This window comes from Marivita sp. (assembly GCF_048006345.1).
Classification (GTDB): domain Bacteria; phylum Pseudomonadota; class Alphaproteobacteria; order Rhodobacterales; family Rhodobacteraceae; genus Marivita.
Genome location: NZ_CP180351.1, coordinates 1,777,420 through 1,798,905, shown reverse-complemented (window position 1 = coordinate 1,798,905; position 21,486 = coordinate 1,777,420). Strand labels below are relative to the sequence as shown.

Sequence of the window (21,486 nt, the reverse complement as noted above, 5' to 3'; positions counted from 1 at the left end):
CGCCCCGGCACCCCAGCAAGAGGACATGCCATGAACATCGACCAGGCTGTGGGCCGCGCCCCACGCACATCAGACATCACGCACGAGATCGGAACGTTGCACAGGCGCTGTATGGGCTGCAGGGACTGTGCCGGCCCCTGTCGCGCGCTGATCGAAATGATGACCCTTCCCGACGCCATCCTGTGCCGGGAGGTCGCCCGATGAGCGCCCCGATCAAGCAGCACTTGATCGACCCCGAGATTTGCATCCGGTGCTACACGTGCGAAAACACCTGTCCGATCGGTGCGATCGAGCATGACGACATGAACGTCGTGGTGAATGCGGATGTCTGCAATTTCTGCATGGATTGCATTCCCGTCTGCCCCACCGGTTCCATCGACGAATGGCGTGTCGTGACCACGCCCTATACCCTTGAGGAGCAGTATTCCTGGACCGAGATGCCGCCACAGGAAGACATCGGTGGCAGCGAGGCGGAAACCGGGCTTGAAGCCCTGGACGATGCGATGGTGGCCCTTTTGGCAGAGGCGCACAAGGGCGCGGGTGGCAAGGCGCGTGCGCCTGCAACAGCAGCCAAGCCAACTGTGAACCTGCATACGCTTGGCCGACCCGTCACCGCAAAAGTGACCGGCAATTTCCGTCTGACGGACGATCCCGAACATGACGTGCGCCATATCATTCTCGATTTCGGTGCCCAGTCGATGCCCGTGCTTGAAGGGCAATCCATTGGGATCATCGCGCCGGGCCTCGACGACAAGGGTCATCCGCATTTGCCACGGCTGTATTCCGTCTCCAGCCCGCGCGACGGGGAGCGGCCGAATTTCAACAACCTTTCGCTGACGGTTAAGCGTGATCCCGCGGGGGTCTGCTCGTCATACCTGTGCGATCTGGAGCCGGGGGCTGAGGTCAAGGTCACCGGACCTTTCGGAGCGACGTTCCTGATGCCGGGTGATGCGTCCGCGCATTTGCTGATGATCTGCACAGGTACCGGGTCCGCGCCCATGCGTGCGTTTACCATGCGCCGTCAGCGCACGGGAAGGGCAGGGGGAATGACCATGTTCTTTGGTGCGCGCACTCCCGAAAGCCTGCCCTATTTCGGTCCGCTCAAGAAAGTGCCTGCCGATCTGCTGGATCAGCACCTGGTCTATAGCCGCAGTCCGGCAACGCAGAAAGAATACGTGCAGGACCGGATTCTGGCCGAACGTGAAAAGGTTCGGGCCCTGTTGGACGATCCGGATACCTATATCTACATCTGCGGGTTGCGCGGAATGGAAGCGGGGGTGGATGCCGCCTTCGCCCAGATCGCGGGCGACATGGGTCAATCCTGGCCCGATCTGCGCGACGCACTGCGCGAAGAAGGCCGATATCACGTTGAAACCTACTGATATGCTCGCCCGCCCCGTGGGCGTGTTCCAACATGAGATCCGCGTGACATGGGGCGATTGCGACCCGGCGCGTATCGCTTACACAGCACGCATCCCATGGTTCGCGCTTGATGCGATCAATGCCTGGTGGGAGGAACATTTCGAAGGGAAAGGCTGGTTCCAGATGGAAGTGGACCAGGGCTATGGCACGCCGTTCGTGCACATGTCGCTCGATTTTCGCGCGCCTGTTACCCCGCGACACCGGTTGATCTGCCATGTCTGGCCCTCGCGGCTCGGCGAAACATCGGTCGAATTCCGGGTCGATGGCGAACAGGATGGTGTCTTGTGCTGGTCGGGCCGCTTTGTCTGCGTCTTCATCGTCGCGGGTGAGTTCACCAAACGCACGCCACCGGAACAGGTCCGTCGTGTGATCGAGGACGCACTGCGCGCGTGAATTGACGCATTGATAAGGCCGCACTACGTGACGTAGAGTATGCAATATATTTCACCTGCGGAGCTTTCATGACGGAAATCACCACCTTCGGCGGTCGCACCACGCAGGTCGACGGCACGGCGCTGGCCGAGGAAGAGGTGGTGCGCCTGTTGCGGCAGGTCGGCGAGCGGGTGCGTCACGTGCGCGAACGCAAGGGGATTCCGCGCCGGGTTCTGTCGGAATTGTCGGGTGTATCGCCACGGTATCTCGCGCAGCTTGAAAGCGGCGAGGGCAACATCTCCATCAGTTTGCTTAAGCGCGTGGCGCTGGCGCTGAACCACCGGATCGAATGGTTCGTTGGCGAGGACGATCCATGGAACTCTGACGTGCTGCGCGTGGCCGAAGCCTTCCGCTCTGCCGACCGGGCCACAAGGGAAGCGGTGCTCCGAAGTTTAACCCGTGAGGATGATGCCGGTCAACGCGACCAGAGGCTCTGTCTGGTAGGCCTGCGTGGGGCTGGAAAATCGACCCTCGGTCGGATGCTGGGTGCAGAGCTCGATCTGCCCTTCGTTGAATTGAACCGCGAGATTGAAGAGACCGGAGGAATGCCCGTACCCGAGATCATGGCGCTTTACGGTCAGGAAGGCTATCGCAAGCTCGAAAGCGATGCGCTTGATAGGGTCATCGCAACGCATGATCGCGTCATCCTGGCCGTGGCCGGCGGCATCGTGGCCGAGCCTTCGACCTATGCCCGGTTGCTCGCGCGGTTCCATACGATCTGGGTCAAGGCCTCTCCGCAGGAACATATGGACCGGGTCCGCGCGCAGGGCGATGAACGGCCGATGCAGGGCAATCCCGAGGCGATGGCCCAACTCAAGGGGCTGCTGACCAGCCGAGAGGCGCTTTATGAACGCGCCGAGGCGACGCTCGACACGTCTGGCAAACCCGTAGCCCAGTCCTTGCGCGAATTGGCTGATCTGGTTGCGGCACACAATTTCCTGACCGACTGAGCCTTGGGGCTGTGTGACAACTCCGCCAGATTAACCCGGAGTTCCAGTAAAAGTGGTTCGTTGAGCGCATCAAGCCGCTCGGACTGGTTCAGCGTAACTCAGGCGACCGCTTGGATATGCGTCACAGTCACAAAACTCTCTGACATCTCTTTTACTGACATGCATTATATAGCATTATGTGCATGATAAAGCATAATTGAGGCTGCGATGACGGTAAAGACAGAGCATCTGGGGACGGCCCTTCTGGTCACAATGGCGGCGCCTCCGGTCAATGCGATCGGGCATGCGACGCGCGAGGGGCTGTCGCAGGCTCTGGCGCAAGCGGCGGCGACGCCCGGGCTGACGCGGGTCATCCTGACGGGTGCAGGCCGGACCTTTGCTGCCGGTGCCGATGCGCGCGAATTCGATGCTGCCCCGGTTGCTCCACACTTGAACGAGATCTGTGCAGGAATTGCCACGAGCCCCGTGCCGTGGATTGCTGCGATCAATGGCGTGGCACTTGGCGGAGGGTGCGAATTGGCGCTGGCCTGTCGCTACCGGATCGCTGTGCCCGCCGCGCGGATCGGTCTGCCCGAAGTCAAGCTGGGCGTTGTGCCGGGTGCGGGAGGGACGCAACGTTTGCCGCGCCTGATCGGGTTGGCCCCCGCGCTCGATCTGATCTCCACCGGCAAGCCCGTGACTGCCGCCCGCGCCGAGGCGCTTGGCCTGATCGATGGGCAGGCGGACGATCCTCTTGCGGTGGCACTTGCGCTCGATATCGGCACGCTCAGCCTTGCGACACAGACCGATGATCTGCCTAGTCCTGCGGCTGATCCTGCAGCGGTGGAGGCTGCCCGCCAGACCGCCCTGCGCAAGATGCCCGGGCAGATTGCCCCTTTGCGCGCCATTGCACTCGTGGCGGCCATCGCTGACACTCCGCTTGCCGAAGCGATTGCCGCAGAGCGTTCGGCCTTCCTCGAATTGCGGGCAGGCGATCAGGCGCGGGCCCTGCGCCATGTCTTCTTTGCTGAACGCGCCGCGAAGGCCCCGTCGAGCCTGACTGCAGCACCTGCGCCGCTTGATCGGATCGCTGTGGTGGGCGGTGGCACGATGGGCGCGGGCATCGCTTGGGCGGCGCTGGATGCCGGGCTTTCAGTCTGCCTGCTTGAAACCGATGCCGAAGGAGTGGCACGCGCCCGCGCCAATATCGACAAGCTGGCTGCTGCTGCTCAAGGGCGCGGTCTGACTGATGCCAGCGGCATTGCCGCGCGTCTGGGTCGTCTGGTGGTGGATCGTGACCCCGCTGCTGCAGCGGACGCGACACTTGCCATCGAGGCCGCCTTTGAAAGCCTTGAGGTCAAGCGTCAGGTCTTTGCCATGCTGGAAAGCCACCTCCAGCCCGAAGCCGTCCTCGCCACCAACACCTCTTATCTCGACATCGACGAGATCGCGCGCGCTCTGGCAGACCCCTCCCGCCTTTTGGGCCTGCATTTCTTTGCGCCCGCCCATATCATGAAACTGCTCGAGATCGTGCGCGCCGGCGCGACATCGGACCGTGCGCTGGCCACGGGCTATTCACTGGCGGCCCAACTGAACAAAGTGCCGGTGGTGGCGGGTGTCTGCGATGGATTCATCGGCAACCGCATTCTTGCGCGTTACCGCGAGGCCGCCGACACGCTGATGATGGACGGCTCCAACCCGTGGGAGATCGACGAGGCCATGGTTGGTTTTGGCATGGCCATGGGTCCTTACGAGGCACAGGATCTATCGGGGCTGGACATCGCATTTGCCAATCGCCGCAGGCAAGATGCCACCCGCGACCCCGCGCGGCGCTACATCCCCATTTCTGACCGGATGGTCAACGAAGGGCGGCTTGGGCGCAAGGTCGGTGTGGGCTGGTATCGCTACCCGGGCGGCGGCGGCAAGGTGATCGATCCGTTGGTCGAAGACCTCGCGCGTGAGGAGGCCTGGTTCGCTGGCGTCACGCGGCGCAGGATCGACGAGGCCGAGATCGTCGAGCGGCTCGTATTGGCCATGGTGAACGAAGCTGCTGCGATCCTGTCAGAGGGGATTGCGGCACGGGCGTCCGATATCGATCTGGTCACGGTTTTGGGCTACGGCTTTCCGCGTTGGCGGGGCGGGCTGATGCATCACGCCGACAGCTTGGGGGCAAAGGCAATCGTCGCGCGGCTGTCCGAATGGGCGCAGGAAGACCCGCTGGCCTGGACGCCTGCTCCCGCACTGTTGGACGCGGCTGAGTGCTCTTCTCGCCACGTGGATTCGCCGGTTTCATGAACACCCACTCTTGGGGTCCACGAAACCGGCAGCAGGACAAACTTAGGTCTGGCGAAATGTTCAGTCCCGCCGGGAGTAGCGCGCCTCTGTCTGGTAATATGCGTTGAAGCCGATCCGGTCGCGCAATTCGGCAAAGGGCATCAGGCCACCGGTATGATCTTTCCCTGCCTTGAGTGCCGCAAGCGTGCCGACCATTGCCTGCATGGCCGCCGACAGCGCGGCAAGCGGATAGGCCGCCACCTTGAACCCAAGCTCTTCAAGCTGCGCCGGCGGCAGGATCGGAGTTTGCCCACCCTCCAGCATATTGGCCACCATCGCGCCGGGCACCTCCTTGCAGATCGTACGCATCTCGTCGATGTCCAGCGGCTCTTCGATGAACACCATCTCGGCGCCCAATTCGGTAAAGGTCTGCGCACGTTCGATGGCCTCGGCCAGCCCATGGGTACGGCGCGCATCCGTGCGTGCTTTGAGGACGATATCCGCGCGTCCCCGTGCCTCGACGGCGGCGCGGATCCGGTCAAACGCCTCTTCGCGGTCGACGACAGCCTTGCCCTGCGTATGACCGCAGCGCTTGGGCGCCACCTGATCCTCGATCATCACGCCAGCGCAGCCCGCACGAGCGAAACCCTCGACGGTGCGCAGCACGTTCATCGGATTTCCGTAGCCGGTGTCGCCGTCCACCATCATCGGGATATTGATGGCTTCCATCACATTGCGGGCCTGATCGCGGACTTCGCCAAAGCTCATCAGACCCAGATCAGGCGCGCCAATCCGGCTGGCCGACGCGGCAAAACCCGACAGAAAGGTCAATTCGAACCCTGCTTGCTCGATCAAACGGGCCGAGAGCGCGTCAAAGCAACAGGGCATCATCACAAGGCCCGGTCGTGCGAGAAGGCGGCGCAGCGACGCGGCGGCGGGGTTGGGGTAGGGCGCATTAATCATCATTGGCCTCTGTATAGGGCGGCATGGTTCTCCAGCGCGGCACATCGCGCGCCAACTTGTCGAGCAGACCTATCAGCGTGGCGCGTTCAGCGTCGCTCAGGCAGGCGGTCATGTGCGTTTCGGCCTGCACGAACAGATCCATGGCGGCGCTGTAGACCGCACGTCCGGCGGGTGTGATGTCGAGCATATTGCGCCGCGCGTCCTCGGGGTCGGGGCGGCGGGCAACAAAGCCCTTGTTCAGCAACGAAGCGACACCTCGGCTGATGGAATTCGAAGGCTGTTCCGTGATCTCGCAGATATCCCGGGCGTTCAGACCGTCCTGATAGGCCAGACAAACCAGCACGGTCCATTCTGGCCGCACCAGCCCATGCTCGCGCTCGATACGGCGCAGCAGCGGTTCTCTGAAGAACACCGTGAGAAAGGCCATCCGGTAACCCACGGGCAGCGGCGTGCCGCCCAAAATGTCGATAAGCTTCAACGGCCGCCCTCCTTTTCAGGCAAGACTTCTGACAAGATATCCGGCAATAATATAGTTCCATATGGAGCGAGTTATTGCTAGGCTGATTTTACCAAAGCGTTCAAGATCGTGATTGGGGAGGAAAGGATGGCCGACAAGGGCCAGACGTGGATTGTCCGCGCAGAGCGTGCCCTGCTGAACAGCTTTGCGGTTCTGGTGATCGCGCTGATGCTGTGCATCGCATTGCAGGTGTTTGCCAATTTCCTTGATATTAATCCTTTGCTGAGCTTTGCGAACCGCGTTTTCTGGTTCGGCGCTGCCGTATCGCTGAATTCGTTGCTGGATCTGCAATGGCACATTCTGGCGGTGATTGCCCTGCTGCCCGCCGGTCTGGTCTTGTTACGCGACCGCCACGTACGGGTCGATTTTCTGTATGATCGGTACCCGCTGCGTGGGCGGTCAGCTCTGGATTTGGCGGGCAACCTGATCTTTGCGGCGCCGTTTCTTGTCATGGCCATCCCCGGTTCTGTGCGATTTTGGGAGCGCGCCTGGCGGTCCGATGAGGGCTCGGCGAGTGGCGGGCTCAACGATCTGTGGCTGATCAAGCTGGTGTTGCCTCTTGGTCTGTCGCTTCTGGCCGTCGCAGTGCTATGGGAAAGTGTGCGCCTGATCCGGGGTTTCCTGCGAAGATGAGCGATCTTGTCCTTCCCCTGGCCATGGCCGCCCTGACCCTTGCGGGTATTCTGGCAGGCTACCGGGTTGCCTTTGTCCTCGCTGGATCTTCGGCCATTTTCATCCTGCTCTCTGACCTTCCGATCGCGTTCTTCAACCTCATCGTCAGCCGTATCTATGCCAATGTGCTGACAAACTGGCTGCTTGTGGCCATCCCGATGTTCATCTTCATGGGCCTGATCCTTGAAAAATCCGGCGTGGCGGAGAACGCGTTGAAAGGCGCGCAGCGCGCCTTGGGTGGCACGGCGGCTGGCATGGGCATCGCGGTTCTGGTGATTGGTGTGCTGTTGGCGGCCAGTTCGGGCGTGGTAGGTGCCTCGGTTGTCTTGCTGGCGTTGCTGGCGCTGCCGCGCATGGTCGAGGTCGGCTATGACAAGGCAACGTCCTCAGGGCTGATCGCGGCCAGTGGCACGCTGGCGATCCTGATCCCGCCTTCGGTGATGCTGATTATCCTTGGCGATCAGTTGCAAACCCCGGTGCCGGATATGTTCGCCGGGGCCATCGGGCCGGGCCTGTTGCTCGTGCTGCTCTATGGGATCTACATCATCTGGCGCGCGCGAGGTCTGCCGCGTGCCGAAAAAGCTGCGCCGATAGGCCTGCTCAGAGGGGTGCTGCGCACCTTGATTGATGTTGCCCCGCTGCTGATCCTTGTGCTGTCGGTTCTCGGCTCGATCATCACGGGGCTTGCGACGCCCACAGAGGCCAGTGGCCTTGGCGCACTTGGGGCGATCCTGGTGACCGCGCTGTACCGCAAGTTCGATGTCGGAGTGATCATGGACGCCGCGCGGGATACCGTTCTGGCCACCTCGATTGTGATGATGGTCATTGTCGGGGCAACCTGCTTTTCCGCCGTCTTCAAGGGCATTGGCGGTGATGCGATGATCCGCGACGCTCTGGGGGCTTTTGGCACCGCGCCTTGGGTGGTGCTGATGGTGGTCATGGCGGCCATCTTCGTGCTTGGGTTTGTGCTCGATTGGCTGGAGATCACGCTTATCCTGATCCCGATATTCGCACCGGTGATTGCGGGGCTCGATTTCGGCAACGGGCTGGAGGGGCAGGCGCTGATGATCTGGTTTGGCATTCTTGTGGCCGTGAACCTTCAAACCAGTTTTCTGACACCGCCCTTCGGCTTTGCGTTGTTCTACCTGCGCGGGGCGGCGGGCGATCAGGTGCAAACCACCGAAATCTACCGCGGAGTGATGCCCTTCATCACGCTGCAGCTTTTTGCTTTGGGGCTTATGATGGTATTCCCTTGGCTGATAACCGGCCTGCTGTGACAGGCGCTTTTCTGGGAGGAAAGACAATGAAGAAACTGCTTATCGGGGCCGCTCTGGCGGTCATGACGGCCGCAGGCGCACAGGCTGAAGATTACAACCTGCAATCGGCCTTCGCCAAGCAACTGCCCGTGCTTGGCCCGGGCATCGACCGCTTTGCCGCCACAGTGTCCACGTTGACCAACGGTGAAGTCAATTTCATCCACCTTGGTGACGGTGAGTTGTCGCCCGCCTTCGAGATCTTCGACAATGTCGGCGCTGGAGCGATACCCGCAGGCATGAGCTTTGCGGCCTACGCGGCAGGCAAGGCGCCTGCAGCGGCGCTCTTTGGTTCTATGCCATTTGGTCCGGACGCGATCAAATATGTCTCTTGGGTCCATCACGGTGGTGGGCTGGAACTTTGGCGAGAGATTTATGAGCCATTCAACGTGGTGCCGATGCCCTGTGGCGTCATCATTTCCGAAGCGGGCGGCTGGTACACCAAGGAAATCAACTCGGTAGAGGATCTGCAGGGCCTCAACATTCGCATCGGCGGCCTTGGAGGCGCGATCCTTGCCAAGCTGGGTGCCAATGCCATGAGCCTTCCGGCGGGTGAGATTTCGACCGCGCTGGAAACCGGGCGTCTGGACGCGACCGAACTCAGCTTTCCCATGGTCGACCGGCTTCTCGGTTTCGACAAGGTGGCCAAAAACTACTACTTTCCCGGCTGGCACCAGCCGTCGGGCTTTATCGAGTTCTACATGAACAAGGACATGTGGGACGGGCTAACGGAACAGCACCGCACGGCGATCGAAACGGCCTGCATGGACCTGAACCTTTGGACCATCGGCACCGCCGTGGTCGGCCAGCAGCAATATCTGGACGCCTTCCGCGCCAATGGCGTCGAGGTCCGCCGCTTTCCGGATGAAGTGATCGAGGCGCTGCGCACCGCCTCGGACGCCGTTTACGCGGAGCAATCGGCAGCCGACCCGATGTTCGCTCGCGTCGTTGAAAGCTATCAAGCCTTCTCGAAGGCGTATGACGAGTATGAAGCACTGAACAGCCTCGAATGATCAGGACAGGCCTCGGCGTGTCACAGCGCCGGGGCCTGTTGGCCGCATGACCTACACGCTTCGCGATTTTGGCAGCTACACCGTGGGCGGGCATCTGCACTACGTTGCCGAGGGTGAGATCCGCGAGATCCAGGTGACCCGCGATACCGCGATCCCCTATGATCCGCGCGGCCATTTCGCCGTCGCCCAGACCTATGTGCAGTATTTCATCCCCGCCACCCGCCGCGACGCGCCCCCGGTGGTGCTGGTGCATGGCGGAGGGATGAGTGGCTCGACCTGGGAAACCACTCCGGATGGCCGCCCGGGCTGGCTTCACCGTTTGCTTGACCTCGGACACGAGGTGCATGTGGTCGATATGGTCGAACGTGGGCGGGCAGGCTTTGCGCCGCAGGTGATGGGGCCGGACCCGATCCTGCGCTCGCTGGAGGAAGCCTGGGACCTGTTTCGCTTCGGACCTGCCGCCGGGTTTGCGGACCGTAAGCCTTTTGTCGAGCAGCAATTCCCGGTCCAAGCTCTTGCAGCTCTGGCCGAGCGGTTCGCCCCACGCTGGATCGGAACTTCGCAGCTCCAGACAAATGGGCTGCTGGCCGTACTTGCGCACACCGGTCCTGCGCTTGTGATCTGTCACTCTCAAGGCGCAGAGATGACCTTTGACGCATATGCCGCCCGCCCTGACTTATTTTCGGGGATCGTCGCGATTGAACCTTCTGCGCTGCCCGCAGGTCAGACCGCGTTTGCACAATGTCCCCTGACGCTGGTACAGGGCGATTACCTCGACGTCGCCCCGCATTGGAGCGCGCGGCGTGACGCGTGGGCCGCTTCGTTCACGCAGGTGTCAAAGTCCGGAGCGCCCGTGCGTCTTATTGATACCGTCACAGAGGTTGCCCCTGGCGGATCGCATATGCTGATGATGGATCGCCACTCGGACGCTGTGCTGGAAGCCGCCCTTGGATGACGAGTAGATGCCCGAACTGAGCACCAAAAACCGGCTTCATTGCTGGATGGTGGTGATCTTTTTGTCAGAGCAGATCCCTTAACTGTGACGGATTTTCTGCTGCTCCGTCTGCCGAACGAGTAAAGCTTCTTGTTGGGACAAACACGCGTTTTGGGTGCGCCTTTCAAGCTTCTTCAGGTACGCGAATGGCGGCAGTTCCGGTGTACGACATATAACCCCGCTGTATGGCGATCTGATCCGCAATGAATTTTGCGTCATGCCAAACCCCCCAGATGAACGAGGATCCGCGCCGGGTTTGCCAAGGCAAACCGAGGAAATAAAGGCCCGGTTCACGGCTCACTCCGCGCTGATGGAGCGGACGGCCCAACGCGTCGAAGGTGTCGCACTTGATCCAGCTGAAATCGAACTTGTAGCCGGTGGCCCACAAAATCGTGCTGATGCCGGCTTCCCTCAGATCAAGTTCAGTGATGGGATTGCGGACGCATTCAGGATCGTCCGGAATGATCCGCGCCTCGGGCTCTTCTGGGAGGTCAAGCCCGTGTCGCGCGATATAGGCATCCGCTTCGTCCAGTACAGAAAGATAGTTTGCGTCTCCGGCTGCAAGATTTGTGGGCAGGTCGTCGGCAAAGGTGACAACGCCGCCTTTGTAACCGGCAGTCATCCCAAGAAGCGTCATGCCCTGATGCGCGAGTCTCCGGAAATCGATTGTTTTGCCGCCCTCAGCGCCGCTGACGGCGATGGTCACATGTTCGGTTCCGGGGCCGGGGCTGTCGGCGTTCCATTTGCCCAGCACGCCCAGCCACCAGACGTTGTCGCGCTCGCGATACCGGCGGGGAGGGCGATCATGGGGTCCAATCGACAGATAGACCTTACGCCCGGCCTTCATCAGTTCGTCGGCGATCTGGACCCCGGACGACCCTCCACCGACAACCAGAACGGCACCATCCGGCAGTTGGCCCGGGTTGCGATAGGCATTCGAGTGCATCTGCAAGGGACCGGCATCGACAGGGATGACTGGAGGAATTGCAGGCTTCTGAAATGGTCCGGTGGCAGCGACAACATGACGGGCGTTGATGACGCCTTCAGAGGTTTCGACCACAAAACGGCCCCTATGCGGCGTGACGGCGGTCACTTCGACGCCGGTTCGGATCGGTGCATTGAACCTCTTTGCATAGGCTTCGAAATAGGCGGCAACGCGTTCCTTGTGTGGAAAAGCATCGTCATCACAATCGAATTTCATGTTTGGAAAGCGATCATGCCAGGCCGGTCCATTCGCGACAAGGGAATCCCAGCGTTCGCTGCGCCAACGTTCCGCGACCCGATCGCGTTCAAGAACAACGTGATCGATCCCCAGGTTGGTCAGATGCTCGCTCATCGCCACACCGGCCTGACCGGCGCCGACGACCACGGTGTCGAATTCTTCCATCTCTTGCCTCCATGACGCTTGCGGCAAGACTAGGCGGCCTCAGCCACCGCAGCACACAATGAATTCCGGAAGCCTTGCTTGGGCTGTCTCTAACCAATCTTAGGCTTGGACTAAGCGCAGGTGAGGGAATGTGTCTTTCGACATTTCATGGCCCGCGGGATAGACCTTTGACGAACCTCAAGAGGACATGATCGATGGCCCATACGCGCATCCGCACATTCAACACCGCAGACACCTACCCCGAGCAGCGGCTCGACAATGATCTGTGCCAGGCCGTAGTGACGACGGGAGGCAAGATCGTCTGGCTGCGAGGGCAATGTCCGCAGAACCTTGATGATGCAAAGAATATCGACAGCCATGATCCGGCCGAACAGACCCATAAAGTCATGCAGAACATCAAGCAATTGATCGAGGAAGCCGGCGGAGAGATGGCCCATCTGGTCAAGGTGGTCGTCTATATCACCGACGTCCGCCACCGTGAGGCGGTTTACCGGACCATGGGTGAATACATAAAAGGCGTGTACCCCGTGTCGACCGGGCTTGTGGTGCAGGCGCTTGCCCGACCAGAATGGCTGGTCGAGATCGACGGCACTGCCGTGATCCCGGACGGGTATCAGCGATGACGTTTTCACTGGTCGCGCGCTGTGCCGAAACAGGGATGTTCGGAGTTGCGATTTCTTCGTCTTCGCCTGCAGTTGCAGCGCGCTGTTCCTATGCGCGGGCCGGTGTCGGTGCGGTGGCCAGCCAGAACGTGACCGACCCATCGCTCGGGCCTTTTGCGCTGGACATGATGCAGGGTGGCATGTCGGCGGCAGAGGCTATTGCGGGCGTTCGCGATCAGGGGCGGCACATTGCCTATCGTCAGGTTTTGGCGATTGATCGGCAGGGCCGCACAGCGATCCACTCCGGGTCGAAATCGCTGGGGGTCTGGACGCAGGCGCAGGGCAGGGATGTAGCCTCGGGCGGCAATCTGCTGGCCAATGACACTGTGCCAGCGGCCATCGTTGCGGGTTTTGAGGCGGCAAGGGGCCATCTTGGCGACCGTCTGATCGCGGCCTTGCGCGCAGGGCTTGCCGCAGGGGGCGAAGCTGGGCCGGTGCATTCAGCGGGAATGATGCTTGTCGACAAAGTCAGCTGGCCCGTGGCAGATCTGCGCTGCGACTGGACCGAAGACTGCCCAATCGAAGCGGTTGCCAGAGCGTGGGAGGTCTACAAACCACAACTCGACGCCTATGTGCAACGAGCGCTCGATCCAACGCAGGCACCGTCTTATGGCGTCCCGGGCGATCAATAACGAAGACTGGTGCGACGCTGCCTTGAAGACATCTGCGAACCCGTCCAGAGTTTGAAGTGAGCCATCGAACAGGGGAAGCAGATGCTGCGTTATACGCTGCGGCAATTGGAATATTTCGTCGCTGTCGGCGAAACCGGCAGCATTGCGCGCGCGTCGGAGCGGATCAACGTGTCATCGCCATCGATTTCTTCGGCAATTTCGCAGCTTGAGGCAGAGTTTGGCCTTCCCTTATTCGTCCGCCAGCACGCGCAAGGATTGTCCCTGACCCAGGCCGGGCGTGAAATGCTGGTTCAGGCGCAACTGGTCCTTCGCGAAGCCGGGGCGATGATGGATATCGCAGGTGACATCGCAGGGACAGTGCGTGGACCGCTCAGCGTCGGCTGCCTTCTGACCTTTGCACAACTGGTATTGCCGACGTTGCGAAAAGGGTTCGAGGCGGATTTTCCGGATGTGCGCATGCGACAGCATGAAATGAATCAGGTTGAATTGTTTAGCGCGCTGCGGCGTTCTGAAATCGACGTTGCATTGACCTATGATCTTGAATTGCCGGCCGATCTTCAATTCACTGCGCTCGTGCTTCTGCCTCCTATCGCGCTGCTGAGCGCGGATCATCCCTTGGCACAGCAGACATCTGTCACGATGGACGATCTGAGCAAACATCCCATGGTGCTTTTGGACCTGCCGCTCAGCGCGGATTATTTCCTGTCTCTTTTCGATGTGATCGGTGAAAAGCCAGTGATCGCCGAACGTACGCGCGACATGGCGGTGATGCGGTCTATGGTGGGCAACGATTTCGGCTATTCCATCGCGAATGTCCGTCCGCTCAGCGATACCTCGCCCGATGGCAATCCGGTCAGGGTTCTGCCCATTGCGGGGGATGTCCGCGCGTTGCGGATGGGCCTGCTGACGGCCCAGGACGCGGCACGATCCAACGCGGTGCGGGCCTTCATCGACTACGCATCAAACCTTGTGGCCACCGGGCAACTGGACCGGATCGGGGGACAGCCGTTGGCTTAGCGCGGGCCTAATCAACGCTTCCAGAAGCTGGGCTTTTGCGCTGCAGCATTTCCGGCGAAGCTGGTCAAAATCGACAGGAGAGACGAATGCTCGACGGACGCGATCCCCGGTATGACGTGCTATTCGACCCGCTGACCATCGGTCCGGTCACCGCCAAGAACCGGTTTTACCAGGTCCCGCATTGCAATGGTGGCGGCTATCGTGACCCCTCGGCGGCCGCTGCTATGCGCGGGATCAAGTCCGAAGGTGGTTGGGGTGTGATCTTTACCGAGCAATGCGAGATGCACCACACATCGGAGATCACCCCTTTCATCGAACTCCGCCTGTGGGAGGACAAGGACATCCCTATGCTCGCCAAGATGGCGGGCAAGATGAAAGAGCATGGCGCGCTGGCGGGCATTCAACTTGCCTATTCCGGCATCAACGGGCCGAACATGTACACCAAGGAAGTGCCGCTTGCGGTCTCTGCCGGGCCGATCCGCACCTTCACCAATGACCCCGTTCAGGCACGCGCCTTGTCGAAGGGCGAGATCAAGGATTTGCGCCGCTGGTTCGTGAACGCAGCCAAGCGCGCCAAGATCGCGGGTTTTGACCTTATTTGCCTTTACGGTGCGCATGGGTTCGGCATTTTCCAGCACTTTCTCAGCCGCGCCACCAATATGCGTGACGACGAGTACGGCGGTAGTCTGGAAAACCGGTCCCGGTTTGCGCGCGAGGTGATTGCCGAAATGCGCGACGCGGTGGGGGACAGTATGGGTCTCACTCTGCGGGTCTCGCTGGACGAGAGCATCGGCGATCTGGGCTTCTCGAACGCCGAGGTGCGTGAGTTCATCGACATGAACAAGGACCTGCCTGACCTGTGGGACCTTGCGCATGGCACGTGGGAAGATTGCTCTGGCCCGTCACGCTTTAAAGAGGAAGGCGCGCAAGAGGCGTTGGTGCGGGGCATCCGAGAGCTGTCGTCGAAACCGGTGGTGGGGGTCGGGCGTTTCACTTCGCCCGATGTAATGGCCAAGATGGTACGCAGCGGGGTGCTCGATGCCATAGGTTGTGCACGACCGTCGATTGCGGATCCGTTCCTGCCCAAGAAGATCGAGGAAGGCCGGATCGAGGACATCCGAGAATGCATTGGCTGCAACATCTGCATCACCGGCGACATGACCATGTCGATCAGCCGTTGTACGCAGAACCCCACCTTCATGGAGGAATGGCGCAAGGGCTGGCATCCCGAACGCATGAACCCCAAGGGTCGCAGCGAAAACGTATTGGTCGTGGGCGCAGGCCCGGCCGGGTTGGAAGCGACCCGCGCCTTGGCCGAACGGGGCTATGACGTGGCACTGGCCGAGGCCGGACGTGTGCTGGGTGGACGCGTGGCGCGGGAAAGGCTGTTGCCGGGCCTGTCGGCCTGGGGGAGAGTTGCGGATTACCGGACCTATCAGATCAGTCAGAAACCAAACGTCGAGACCTATTTCGACAGCGCGCTGGATGCGGACGCGATCCTCGAATTCGGCTTCCAGAACGTCTGTATCGCGACCGGGGCCAAATGGCGCAGGGACGGCGTCAGCCGCCAGCACGTCGTGTCGTTTCCGATGGATGCGGCGATGCCGGTGTTCACGCCCGATGACATCATGGACGGTCAGCGCCCCTCGGGCCACGTGGTGATCTATGACGACGATCACTACTACATGGGCGGCGTTCTGGCGGAACTGCTCCGCAACGAGGGCTGCGCGGTGACGATTGTCACGCCATCGGCGTATCTGTCGGATTGGACGGTAAACACGCTGGAACAGCACACGATCCACCGCCGACTGGCCGAGATGGGCGTCGAGATTGTTCTCAATCGCGGTGTGACCGAGATCGCGGCGGGCCATGTGGTGTCGAACTGCACCTACACCGACCAGACCCGCCAGATTGATTGCGACGCGGTGGTCGTCGTGGCATCGAAGCTGGAGAACAACCGACTTTACCACGACCTGAAAGCACGCGAGGCGGATTGGGCGGATGCCGGGATCGCCTCCGTGCGGCTCATCGGGGATGCCGAAGCGCCGGGACCGATTGCCTGGGCGACCTATGCAGGCCATCGCTATGCGCGTGAACTGGATGGTGAGGATATTGGCGATGCGCTGCCATTCCGTCGCGAAATCACGGAGCTTGCAGTCGATTGACGAGCACCAAAAAGTCGCCTCTGGCACCGCGGCGGGGTGGCCATCCCGACGGAGTTCTGTGGTGCCGTTTCGATGCGCGGGCAGGAGTACAAGTCGGATGAACACCTGTTGCAGTCGGAGAGGCAGGTCTGCAATGCCATGCTCGACGGGCTGCGGCACCAATGACGAACTGAGGGGCGAAATATGAGACAGGTCACCGTTGCCGCGACACAGATGGCCTGTGGGGCAGATGAGGCAGAGAATATCGAGCGGGCGGAAGCCTTGGTCCGGCAGGCCGCCGGTCACGGCGCGCAGATCATCCTGCTGCAGGAATTGTTCGAGAGCCGCTATTTCTGCCAAGACGAAGACCCCGAAGATCTGTTCCGCGCACGGCCTGCCGCCAACCATTCCACGCTAGAGCGGTTTGCCAAGCTGGCCTCGGACCTGAAAGTCGTGCTGCCGGTGTCATTTTACGAACTCGCCGGTCAGGCGCGGTTCAATACGGTTGCCGTGATCGACGCGAACGGCGCCCAATTGGGTCTCTATCGAAAGACCCATATTCCGCATGGTGCGGGCTATCAGGAGAAGTACCATTTCTCGCCGGGCGACACCGGGTTCCGGGTGTGGGAGACCGCCTATGGCCGGATCGGTGTCGGCATCTGCTGGGACCAATGGTTCCCCGAAACCGCACGGGCAATGGCGTTGCAGGGCGCAGAGCTGTTGTTCTACCCCACCGCCATCGGCTCCGAGATCGGGGCCGAGGAGTGGGACAGCGCCCCCCATTGGCAGCGTGTCCAGCAAGGCCATGCAGGGGCGAACCTCGTGCCGCTGATCGCCTCGAACCGCATCGGCACGGAACCGGGTCGGCACGGCACCGAAATGACCTTTTACGGATCGTCCTTCATTGCCGACGAATTCGGCGCCAAGGTGGCCAAAGCGGATCGGACCACCGAGACCGTGCTGGTTCATACGTTCGATCTGGACGAGACGGCCCGCAACCGAACCTATTGGGGCGTCTTCCGCGACCGTCGGCCCGAGCATTACGGCCTTCTGGGCACGCTTGATGGGGTGTCTGGATAGGAAGAACCTAACACGCAATGCCCAAAAAACGGGCGATCTGCGAAGAGAAATTAGGCAAAGGCTAACAAGCGCTGAGGGACACAAGTCTTCTGCAAGGGCGACTTCGTTTCTACGCTCGGTTCAAGGAATTTCACCGGTTGGGGACACCGATTTGCCGCAAGACAGGGACATCGCCATCGACGTGCAGGGCGCGGTCAAGCGGTATGGCACCTTCACGGCGTTGAAGACGATTTCCCTGTCGATCCGGGACAACGAGTTTTTTACGCTTCTGGGCCCCTCGGGCTGTGGCAAGACCACGCTTTTGCGGATGATCGCCGGGTTCGAGGATGTGACCGAAGGCGCGATCTACCTGTATGGCGACGAGATCGACACCCTGCCACCGCACAAGCGCCCGGTGAACACGGTGTTCCAGAACTATGCGCTTTTCCCGCATATGACCGTTCTCGACAATGTGGGGTTCGGCCTTGAAATGCTGGGCAAATCCAAGGCAGAGGCCCGTGCGCGTGCGGGCGAAGTGCTTGAGATGGTGCAATTGTCGCAATTCGCGGCACGCAAACCATCGCAACTGTCCGGTGGCCAACAGCAACGCGTCGCCTTGGCCCGAGCCCTTGCGCCACGCCCAAAGGTGCTGCTGCTCGATGAACCGCTGTCGGCGCTTGATCTCAAGCTGCGCAAGGCGATGCAGGTGGAACTCAAGCACCTGCAGCGCGAAACGGGCATCACCTTCATCTTCGTCACCCATGATCAGGAAGAGGCGCTGACCATGTCCGACCGCATCGCGGTCATGTCTTCCGGCGAATTGCAGCAACTGGGTGAAGCGCGTGAGATCTACGAACGTCCACGCAACGTCTTTGTCGCCGACTTCATTGGCGATACGAACCTGATGGAAGTCACTGTAGATGCGGTCGCGAATGGGCGCGCGCAGTGCAATTTGGGTGGCGGACATAGGTTGACCTGCGATGCGGTGGATGGGATCGGGCCGGGCGCCAAGGTGCATATGTCGCTGCGACCGGAACGTTTGTTCCTGTCGGCAGACCCCGTGGCGGATGAAAGCCTCAAGGGCCAGGTGTGCGAGATGATCTATATCGGCACGGATATTGCCACGATTGTCGATCTGGACGGTGGGCCGCAATTCACCGTGCGATCGTCCAATTCCTCGCGTGGCAACGCGCGAGTGTTTGAACCGGGCACCGAGGTTGCAGTCAACATGGAGCAGGGGGCCGCACGGCTCCTGATCGACTGATGGCGGGCGGTGGCGCGACAGGTGGTGCGGTCCAGAGCGAAACCTATCGCGAGGCGCGTACATTGTTGCTGCTGCCAGCTTGGGTGACACTGGGTCTGCTCACGCTCGCACCGCTGATGATCATGCTGGTCTATTCTTTCCTGACCAAGGAATTCCGTGGCGGCGTGATCTGGGAATTCAGCCTTGAGGCTTATGACCAGTTCTTCTTTGACCGGGGCCTTTTCGGTGACGAACCACCGAAGATCGAATGGACCTATATCGGGATTTTCTGGCGGTCGATCTGGCAGGCGGGCGCGGCCACGATCCTTAGCCTGCTGATCGGTTTTCCGACCGCCTATTTCATCGCCACGCGTCCGGAAGGGCAACGCGCGCTTTGGGTGTTTCTGGTGACGATCCCCTATTGGGTGAATCTGCTCATTCGCACCGTGTCGATGAAGTTCCTGCTCCGCGGCGAAGGGCCATTGAATGACGGGCTGATCGGTTTGGGGATCATTTCCGAGCCATTGGGCATCGTGAACACCAACCTCGCCGTGCAGTTGGGGCTGTTCTACTCCTACCTGCCGTTCATGGTGCTGCCGATCTATGCGGCCGTTGAACGCTACAACTTCGCCCTCTCCGAGGCGGCCTCCGACCTCTACGCCCCGCGCTGGGCGGTGATGCGCAGGATCGTGATCCCGTCAGTCAAGCCGGGCATCATCGCGGGGTGCATCCTTGTCTTCGTGCCCTCGCTCGGATCCTTCCTCGCGCCTGATCTGCTGGGTGGTGCCAAGACCTTCATGATCGGGTCGTTGATCGAGGAACAATTCAAGGGCAACGCAGGCAATTGGCCCTTCGGGGCTGCGGCGTCGATGATCCTGCTGACGATGGTACTTATCCTGCTGATGATCTTTGCCCGCCAAAGCCGGAAGGAGGCGGCGTGATGGCCAAACCCTATGACCTGCGCCGCTATCCGGGCTTTTTCGCCATAACGCTGCTGTGCCTGGTGATCCTCTATGCGCCGCTGGTGGTGGTGGCGATCTACAGCTTCAACGACTCGCCTTCGATCACGATCTGGGAAGGGTTCTCGCTGCGTTGGTATGTGGACGTGTTCACTGGCCCTGAAAGCGGCAAGTTCAAAGAGGCGGCTTGGAACAGCTTTATCATAGCGATCACCGCTGCCACCACGGCCACCATCATCGCCACACTTGCCGCCACCGCTGTCCTGCGTGCTGGCACGTTCCGGCTGCGCACGGTCTCCATCGGCCTGATCTCCCTGCCGCTCATGGTGCCCGAGATCGTCACTGCCGTTGCTACTCTGATCTTCTTCAACGCCATCGCGATCGAACGCGGGTTGATGACCATCCTGCTCGCCCATATCGCGTTCTGCATTCCCTTCGCCTACATGCCGATTTCTGCGCGGATGCAGGGGATCGAAGCCACGTACGAACAGGCCGCGATGGACCTTTACGCCACCAAGCGGCAGGCGTTTACACGAATTCTTCTGCCGCTGATGATGCCGGGGATCGTGTCGGGGTTCATCCTTGCCTTCATCATCTCGCTTGATGACTTCATTATCACCAATTTCGTCAAGGGCGCGGGGGTCGAGACCCTTCCCACCGCGATCTTTGGCGCGGTAAAACAGGGCATCAAGCCCAACATCATGGCCATTTCAACGCTTCTGCTGGCGGTGTCCATCGTCATGGTCGCGTTGTCCTGGCTGATCGGTCGCCGGGATCCGGAAGAGGGACGCTGATGGAAACGATCTATTCCGAAAACCACAAACTGCGCGATGCCCAGACCGAGCTCTATGGCGGGCAACTGGTCTACCCGTTCGAACGCCCGTCGCGGCTCGACTATATCCATGCGCGGCTGACCGAGGTGGGTCTGGGGTCGATCACGGCGCCCGACAGCTTCGGTATGGAGCCGATCCTCGCAGTACATGACGCGGCCTATGTGGACTTCCTGCACTCCGCGTGGGACCGTTGGCAAGCCGCCGGGTTCCAAGGCGAAGCAATCGCCAGCACATGGCCCGCGCGCCGTATGGTGCAGGCGCGTCCTTCGGGCATCGACGGACAGTTGGGCTATTACGCGCTCGCCGCCGAAACCAGCATCACGCAGGGCACATGGCAGGCAGCGTTGTCGAGTGCCCATGTCGCCCTGACCGGGGCCGAACGTCTGCGCAACGGCGCGCTTGGCTGTTTCGCACTCTGCCGCCCGCCGGGGCACCACGCGGCCAAGGACCTTTATGGTGGCTATTGCTTTTTCAACAACGCCGCCATCGCGGCTCAACATCTGCGCGACACAGGGATGGCGCGGGTTGCCATCCTCGACGTCGACTTCCACCACGGCAACGGGACGCAGGACATCTTTTACGACCGCGCCGATGTTCTGTTCATCTCTCTGCACGGCACACCAGAAGAGGCGTTTCCCTACTTCCTGGGCTATGCCAACGAAACCGGCTCTGGCGCAGGCGAAGGCTTTACACTCAATGTGCCGATGCCGCGCGGTACGGGTTTTGATGTCTGGCGCACTGCACTGGCCACAGCCTTGGCGCGGATCGCGGACTATGCACCCGAGGCCCTGATTGTGTCGCTTGGGGTCGATACGTTCGAGACCGATCCGATCAGCTTTTTCAAACTCAAATCACCTGACTTCATCACAATGGGCGCAGACATCGCCGAAGCCGGCCTGCCGACGCTCTTTGTCATGGAGGGCGGCTACGACATCGCGGAAATCGGGATCAACACCGTAAACGTGCTGGAAGGATTCCAAGGCCACTGAACGTGGCAAACCAACTCCGCCCGCAAGGGCAT

General features: G+C 60.9%; 21 protein-coding genes. 18 read left to right on the top strand and 3 right to left on the bottom strand.

What is annotated here, in order from left to right; translation table 11 throughout:
- Window positions 1–30 precede the first annotated feature (30 nt).
- The 5 genes from ACMVPR_RS08965 (at window position 31) to ACMVPR_RS08945 (ending at window position 5,078) form a co-directional block, all read left to right on the top strand.
- Window positions 31–204, top strand: coding sequence for a hypothetical protein (locus ACMVPR_RS08965; RefSeq protein WP_416882570.1), 174 nt, complete (start codon window positions 31–33; stop codon window positions 202–204).
- Window positions 201–1,382, top strand: coding sequence for a benzoyl-CoA 2,3-epoxidase subunit BoxA (boxA, locus tag ACMVPR_RS08960; RefSeq protein WP_416882569.1), 1,182 nt, complete (start codon window positions 201–203; stop codon window positions 1,380–1,382). Before ACMVPR_RS08965 ends, boxA begins: the two co-directional genes overlap by 4 nt.
- A gap of 1 nt (window position 1,383) precedes the next feature.
- The gene (locus ACMVPR_RS08955; protein WP_300584861.1) at window positions 1,384–1,815 is read left to right on the top strand and encodes an acyl-CoA thioesterase; all 432 of its coding nucleotides are present in this window, start codon (window positions 1,384–1,386) and stop codon (window positions 1,813–1,815) included.
- Window positions 1,816–1,883: 68 nt separating this feature from the next.
- Complete coding sequence (locus ACMVPR_RS08950) at window positions 1,884–2,804, top strand: helix-turn-helix transcriptional regulator (RefSeq protein WP_416882568.1); 921 nt, start codon at window positions 1,884–1,886, stop codon at window positions 2,802–2,804.
- Window positions 2,805–3,011: 207 nt separating this feature from the next.
- Window positions 3,012–5,078: a 3-hydroxyacyl-CoA dehydrogenase NAD-binding domain-containing protein gene (locus ACMVPR_RS08945; protein ID WP_416882567.1), complete on the top strand. Its 2,067-nt coding sequence runs from the start codon at window positions 3,012–3,014 to the stop codon at window positions 5,076–5,078.
- Between the two features lie 60 nt (window positions 5,079–5,138).
- On the opposite strand, the gene ACMVPR_RS08940 is transcribed toward ACMVPR_RS08945, so the two are convergent.
- Window positions 5,139–6,023: an isocitrate lyase/PEP mutase family protein gene (locus tag ACMVPR_RS08940; RefSeq protein WP_416882566.1), complete on the bottom strand. Its 885-nt coding sequence runs from the start codon at window positions 6,021–6,023 to the stop codon at window positions 5,139–5,141.
- Complete coding sequence (locus ACMVPR_RS08935; RefSeq protein ID WP_416882565.1) at window positions 6,013–6,498, bottom strand: MarR family winged helix-turn-helix transcriptional regulator; 486 nt, start codon at window positions 6,496–6,498, stop codon at window positions 6,013–6,015. The genes ACMVPR_RS08940 and ACMVPR_RS08935 overlap by 11 nt, the downstream gene beginning before the upstream one ends.
- 126 nt (window positions 6,499–6,624) lie before the next feature.
- Here ACMVPR_RS08935 and ACMVPR_RS08930 point away from each other — a divergent pair, with 126 nt between their 5' ends.
- From ACMVPR_RS08930 to ACMVPR_RS08915, 4 genes are read left to right on the top strand one after another with little or no spacing between them, the layout of a single operon-like run.
- Complete coding sequence (locus tag ACMVPR_RS08930) at window positions 6,625–7,170, top strand: TRAP transporter small permease subunit (RefSeq protein ID WP_416882564.1); 546 nt, start codon at window positions 6,625–6,627, stop codon at window positions 7,168–7,170.
- Window positions 7,167–8,486 carry a TRAP transporter large permease gene (locus tag ACMVPR_RS08925; RefSeq protein WP_416882563.1) on the top strand — a complete coding sequence of 440 codons (1,320 nt, stop codon included), beginning with the start codon at window positions 7,167–7,169 and terminating at the stop codon, window positions 8,484–8,486. Before ACMVPR_RS08930 ends, ACMVPR_RS08925 begins: the two co-directional genes overlap by 4 nt.
- Before the next feature lie 26 nt (window positions 8,487–8,512).
- A complete protein-coding gene (locus ACMVPR_RS08920; RefSeq protein WP_416882562.1) occupies window positions 8,513–9,535 on the top strand; it encodes a TRAP transporter substrate-binding protein in 1,023 nt (340 codons plus the stop codon).
- A gap of 46 nt (window positions 9,536–9,581) precedes the next feature.
- Complete coding sequence (locus ACMVPR_RS08915) at window positions 9,582–10,490, top strand: hypothetical protein (protein ID WP_416882561.1); 909 nt, start codon at window positions 9,582–9,584, stop codon at window positions 10,488–10,490.
- A gap of 163 nt (window positions 10,491–10,653) precedes the next feature.
- Here ACMVPR_RS08915 and ACMVPR_RS08910 read toward each other — a convergent pair whose 3' ends face one another.
- A complete protein-coding gene (locus tag ACMVPR_RS08910) occupies window positions 10,654–11,916 on the bottom strand; it encodes a flavin-containing monooxygenase (RefSeq protein WP_416882560.1) in 1,263 nt (420 codons plus the stop codon).
- A gap of 194 nt (window positions 11,917–12,110) precedes the next feature.
- Between ACMVPR_RS08910 and ACMVPR_RS08905 the strand changes: the two genes are divergently transcribed.
- From ACMVPR_RS08905 to ACMVPR_RS08865, 9 genes are all read left to right on the top strand, one after another.
- Complete coding sequence (locus ACMVPR_RS08905; RefSeq protein WP_416882559.1) at window positions 12,111–12,539, top strand: RidA family protein; 429 nt, start codon at window positions 12,111–12,113, stop codon at window positions 12,537–12,539.
- Window positions 12,536–13,210, top strand: coding sequence for a DUF1028 domain-containing protein (locus ACMVPR_RS08900; protein WP_416882558.1), 675 nt, complete (start codon window positions 12,536–12,538; stop codon window positions 13,208–13,210). Before ACMVPR_RS08905 ends, ACMVPR_RS08900 begins: the two co-directional genes overlap by 4 nt.
- An 81-nt stretch (window positions 13,211–13,291) precedes the next feature.
- Window positions 13,292–14,227 (top strand): LysR family transcriptional regulator, encoded by a 936-nt coding sequence (locus ACMVPR_RS08895; RefSeq protein ID WP_416882557.1) that lies wholly within the window; start codon window positions 13,292–13,294, stop codon window positions 14,225–14,227.
- Window positions 14,228–14,313: 86 nt separating this feature from the next.
- Window positions 14,314–16,392 carry an FAD-dependent oxidoreductase gene (locus ACMVPR_RS08890; RefSeq protein ID WP_416882556.1) on the top strand — a complete coding sequence of 693 codons (2,079 nt, stop codon included), beginning with the start codon at window positions 14,314–14,316 and terminating at the stop codon, window positions 16,390–16,392.
- Window positions 16,393–16,575: 183 nt separating this feature from the next.
- Complete coding sequence (aguB, locus tag ACMVPR_RS08885) at window positions 16,576–17,451, top strand: N-carbamoylputrescine amidase (RefSeq protein ID WP_416882555.1); 876 nt, start codon at window positions 16,576–16,578, stop codon at window positions 17,449–17,451.
- Window positions 17,452–17,602: 151 nt separating this feature from the next.
- Window positions 17,603–18,694 carry an ABC transporter ATP-binding protein gene (locus tag ACMVPR_RS08880; protein WP_416882554.1) on the top strand — a complete coding sequence of 364 codons (1,092 nt, stop codon included), beginning with the start codon at window positions 17,603–17,605 and terminating at the stop codon, window positions 18,692–18,694.
- A complete protein-coding gene (locus ACMVPR_RS08875; RefSeq protein ID WP_416882553.1) occupies window positions 18,694–19,614 on the top strand; it encodes an ABC transporter permease in 921 nt (306 codons plus the stop codon). Before ACMVPR_RS08880 ends, ACMVPR_RS08875 begins: the two co-directional genes overlap by 1 nt.
- Window positions 19,614–20,426 carry an ABC transporter permease gene (locus tag ACMVPR_RS08870; protein WP_416882552.1) on the top strand — a complete coding sequence of 271 codons (813 nt, stop codon included), beginning with the start codon at window positions 19,614–19,616 and terminating at the stop codon, window positions 20,424–20,426. The genes ACMVPR_RS08875 and ACMVPR_RS08870 overlap by 1 nt, the downstream gene beginning before the upstream one ends.
- The gene (locus ACMVPR_RS08865; RefSeq protein WP_416882551.1) at window positions 20,426–21,454 is read left to right on the top strand and encodes a histone deacetylase family protein; all 1,029 of its coding nucleotides are present in this window, start codon (window positions 20,426–20,428) and stop codon (window positions 21,452–21,454) included. The genes ACMVPR_RS08870 and ACMVPR_RS08865 overlap by 1 nt, the downstream gene beginning before the upstream one ends.
- Window positions 21,455–21,486 lie beyond the last annotated feature (32 nt).